General features: G+C 58.0%; 3 protein-coding genes. 1 reads left to right on the forward strand and 2 read right to left on the reverse strand.

Annotated features, from left to right (window positions below; genetic code table 11):
* Positions 1-140 precede the first annotated feature (140 nt).
* Positions 141-1,280, forward strand: a complete 1,140-nt coding sequence (locus NWI01_RS18440; protein ID WP_141385393.1) for an NADP-dependent oxidoreductase — start codon at positions 141-143, stop codon at positions 1,278-1,280.
* Here NWI01_RS18440 and NWI01_RS18445 read toward each other — a convergent pair.
* Complete coding sequence (locus NWI01_RS18445; protein WP_141385394.1) at positions 1,243-2,322, reverse strand: IS630 family transposase; 1,080 nt, start codon at positions 2,320-2,322, stop codon at positions 1,243-1,245. The genes NWI01_RS18440 and NWI01_RS18445 overlap by 38 nt on opposite strands.
* A gap of 73 nt (positions 2,323-2,395) precedes the next feature.
* A complete protein-coding gene (locus NWI01_RS18450; RefSeq protein ID WP_141385395.1) occupies positions 2,396-3,403 on the reverse strand; it encodes a SphA family protein in 1,008 nt (335 codons plus the stop codon).
* Positions 3,404-3,805 lie beyond the last annotated feature (402 nt).

Below are 3,805 nucleotides of genomic sequence, written 5' to 3' on the forward strand. Positions count from 1 at the left end.
TTCGTCCTGTTGGGCATGCGAAACCTCCGAAGGTTTGGTCTATGGGTTCTTGATCTCCCGTGGGAAGCTTCGACGGTGCCCACCACGCGCACCTTGTGCTAGACAGGAGAACGAACGGTCCCCACGGATGTTCATGCAAGATGAAAGCATTTGTCCTCACGAAATATGGCGGGCCAGAAGCCACGGAACTCCGTGATCTACCGCGACCGGGACCGGCACAAGGGGAAGTGCTGGTGCGCATCCACGCGGCGGGACTCAACCCGGTCGATTTCAAGACGCGCGAGGGCAAACTCAAGGTCATCTACCGATATGCCTTGCCAACCGTCTTGGGAAATGACCTGGCGGGCGTCGTGGAAGAATGCGGCGCCGGCGCAACGCGGTTTGCGACGGGGGACCGCGTTTTTGCCCGCATGCCGAAGGACTCCATGGGAGCCTTCGCGGAATACGCGGTTCTCCCCGAAGACCTCCTCGCTCGAATGCCTTCGTCGGTCGATTTCGTCACCGCCGCGGCTGTCCCGCTCGCGTGGCTCACCGCACTCCAGGCGTTGCGCGACGAACTCAACCTGCGGAACGGCAGCCGGGTCTTCATACCGGCAGGGGCAGGTGGCGTCGGCACGTTCGCCATCCAGTTGGCGAAATGGCTCGGCGCGGAGGTTACAACAACGGCATCGCCGCGTGGAAAAGCACTTGTCGAACGGCTCGGAGCTGATGTGGTGATCGACTACACCTCGCAGCGGTTCGAAGACCATGTGCATGACATAGACGGCGTGTTCGATCTGCTTGGAGGTGAAACGCTCAAGACTTCATTCAGTGTGGTGAAGCGCGGCGGCAAGGTAGTATCGATTGCGGGCATGCCGGAGCCCGAGACCGCGCGAAAGGATCTGAACCGAGGCGTGTTGCTCACGATGCTGTTCTGGTTCGCATCCCGCGGCTTGCGTGCAGAAGCCAGAAAGCATGGCGTTTCATATCGCTACCTGTTTATGCATCCGAGCGGCACCGAACTGGCGGAGCTTGCGCAGCTCATCGAACAGAGAAAACTTGAGCCGATCATCGACCGTGTCTTTCCATTTGCCGAGATCGGTGAGGCGATTGCGTATCTGGAAGCCGGCCAGGCCAAAGGCAAGGTGGTGGTGCGGATGCGAGAGGGTAGCGTGGATAGTGGTCCGCGATCCGTGGACGGCCTCGCGAAAGCCTTCGAAGCCCACTATCTCGTTGCCGGAAGCGTCCGGCGTATTCAACGAACTAGTGGATGGAATCTAACACTTGGTGCCCGCGTCTGACGGCTCGGATAATTTTGTTGGGATCGGCAGTCCATGTGAAGGGCTTCGGTTCGGTGTTATGTTCGATGACGAAGCGATTGATTGCAGCCTGCAGGTCGACGACCGATCGGAAGATGCCGCGTTTCAGTCGTCGCTTTGTAAGTTTGGCGAAGAAGCCCTCGACGGCATTGAGCCAGGATGCTGATGTGGGTGTGAAGTGGAAAGCCCAGCGGGGATGCCGGGCTAACCACTGGCGCACCTTCGGGTGCTTGTGGGTTGCATAGTTGTCGACGATAGCGTGGATTTGCTTTTGCGGCGGCACCTGCGCTTCGACGGCGTTGAGGAAGCGGATGAACTCCTGGTGCCGATGGCGCTGCATATTGCGGCCAATGATGGTGCCGTCGAGGACGTTTAGGGCCGCAAACAGTGTCGTCGTGCCATGACGCTTGTAATCGTGGGTCATCGTCCCGGCGCGACCGTTCTTTATTGGCAAGCCGGGCTGCGTGCGGTCGAGCGCCTGGATTTGGCTTTTTTCATCGACCGAGAGAACGACGGCATGAGCGGGCGGATCGACATAGAGGCCGACGACATCGCGCAGTTTGTCGACGAAGCGCGGATCGGTGGAGAGCTTGAACTGTTTCGCCCGGTGCGGCTGCAGCCCATGGGCGCGCCAGATGCGTTGAACGGAACTCGCGCTGATATCGACGACTTTCGTCATCATGGCGGAGGTCCAGTGGGTCGCCTCTGCTGGCGGCTCGGTCCGGGTGAGCGCCACGACGCGTTCAGCGATGCCCGACCCCAGCGGCGGAATGCGCGAGGGGCGTGTCTTATCGTGCAGGAGGCCGTCATAACCCGCCGCCATGAAGCGTTCCTGCCAGCGCCACACACAGGTCTTCGACTTGCCGGTCCGGCGCATGATCTCATGGGTACCGAAACCGTCCGCGCTCAACAGTACGACCTCGGCCTGCCAAACATGCTTGTGTGGGGTGTTGCGATTCCGCGCCAGCGCCTTCAGACGGCGACGGTCGGCAGGCTTAAGGGTGATGAAAATTCCGGTTCGCATGCGCCAGACTCGCATGCATCCAGTCAGATGGGAATCCCATCCCGGATTCAAATGTCAGACGCGATCCACTAGTCTAGAATTTGGCTTTAATGCTCTTCCCGGTTTCTAGAGCCATCGCATTGCCATCGAAGGCCAATGGCAAGGACACGGTGAAAAAACCTGACGTTCCCTCTAGGTGGTTGGTTGCGTCAAACTCGCGATAGACCTTGAGCCGCGTGGAAATAGGGAGCTTTCCAACTTCGAACGTGTATCCGACGGAGCCACCCAGCGCCATCACGCGTCCTTCGAACGCGCCCAGGCGTGCGCCTGTGCCACTGTCGGGTGTGAGCTGCTGATAGTAGTAACCGATGAGGCCGACCGTGAATTTCTTGGTCAGATATTTGGTCGCCGCCCATTCCAGGTGGAATTCATCGCCGGACTTATAGTCCGTGGCTATATTGGTCTGGTTGAAGGTGAATCCAGCGGCGGCGGACAGGTCCCAGCCGATGGCTGGATCAAGCCAGGTCAACGTACCAAACAGGTCAACCGCCCGCCGATTGAGTGATGCGTTTGAGAGTTGACCTGCCACATAGGTGCCGGATGGAAAAATGCCGCCGACACCAAGCTGCCAGTGAAAGTTACCGGCCTGCCATCCAACAAAAGACTGTACAAAGAAGTCACTGAGCGCGGTGTTGGCATCGGTGGCGCTGACGCCGATTGGACCGAACCGCGGCGAGTTGACTAGCAGATTGGCGTTGACACGTGGCCCTCCAACCGACGATGTAAGCGAGAACGCCAGATCACCGCCGAAGATCTTCGCAGGCGTTACCCAAAGCGTTGTAGGCAAGTTGAGCCACGTCTGCATCGAAACGTTCGCGATGAGCAATCCGCCAATCGGCAACGATCTTCCTCCGCCAATCTTCGCATCGTAAAAATAAGTATCGTCATTGAAATAAACGCCGGGGGGCGGCGTAATGCCTGCTTCTTTCGAACGCGATCCGAGCAGGTAGGCGCCAATGCCGCCTTCAGCGGCATTCACCGGCGCGCCCCATAAACAAGCGACCGCGCTTATGACGATTGCATAGATGACGGTAAATCGCATCGGTTGGCCCTCTTCACGAAAGCGATCTTGTGATCACCGTTCACTAACAGACAGCTTATTGCGGAATCCGCTAACGCCGCAACGAAATTTACGAGTGTGAGCTAATCGCGGATCTTGGCGGTCAGCTCAAGAAAAGGATGAGAGGTAGGGGAATTAATTTGGACAAGGCTTTCAACGTGCGCTGTGCTTTCATCACCTTGCTTCGTCGTAGCGACTGTTGAAACGATGGTGGCTATTGCCGCGCATCATTTCTCGTTCGTTCGTTCAAAGTTACGGATGGTAATTCTCCAAAGAACTCTTCATAGGCGCTGGCGAATCGACCGAATTCTTTTATGCCCCAGCGACGAGCAACGACTCACACCGTAACTTGATCTCGAACCGTTGTGCCGCTCGGCGGCACAA

The organism is Nitrobacter winogradskyi, from assembly GCF_006539545.1.
Taxonomy (GTDB): domain Bacteria; phylum Pseudomonadota; class Alphaproteobacteria; order Rhizobiales; family Xanthobacteraceae; genus Nitrobacter; species Nitrobacter winogradskyi_A.

What these genes read in the sequence shown, in the direction of transcription:
- NWI01_RS18445 (WP_141385394.1), bottom strand. Translation starts at nt 2,322, where the DNA reads ATGCGAACCGGAATTTTCATCACCCTTAAGCCTGCCGACCGTCGCCGT.
- NWI01_RS18440 (WP_141385393.1), top strand. Translation starts at nt 141, where the DNA reads ATGAAAGCATTTGTCCTCACGAAATATGGCGGGCCAGAAGCCACGGAA.
- NWI01_RS18450 (WP_141385395.1), bottom strand. Translation starts at nt 3,403, where the DNA reads ATGCGATTTACCGTCATCTATGCAATCGTCATAAGCGCGGTCGCTTGT.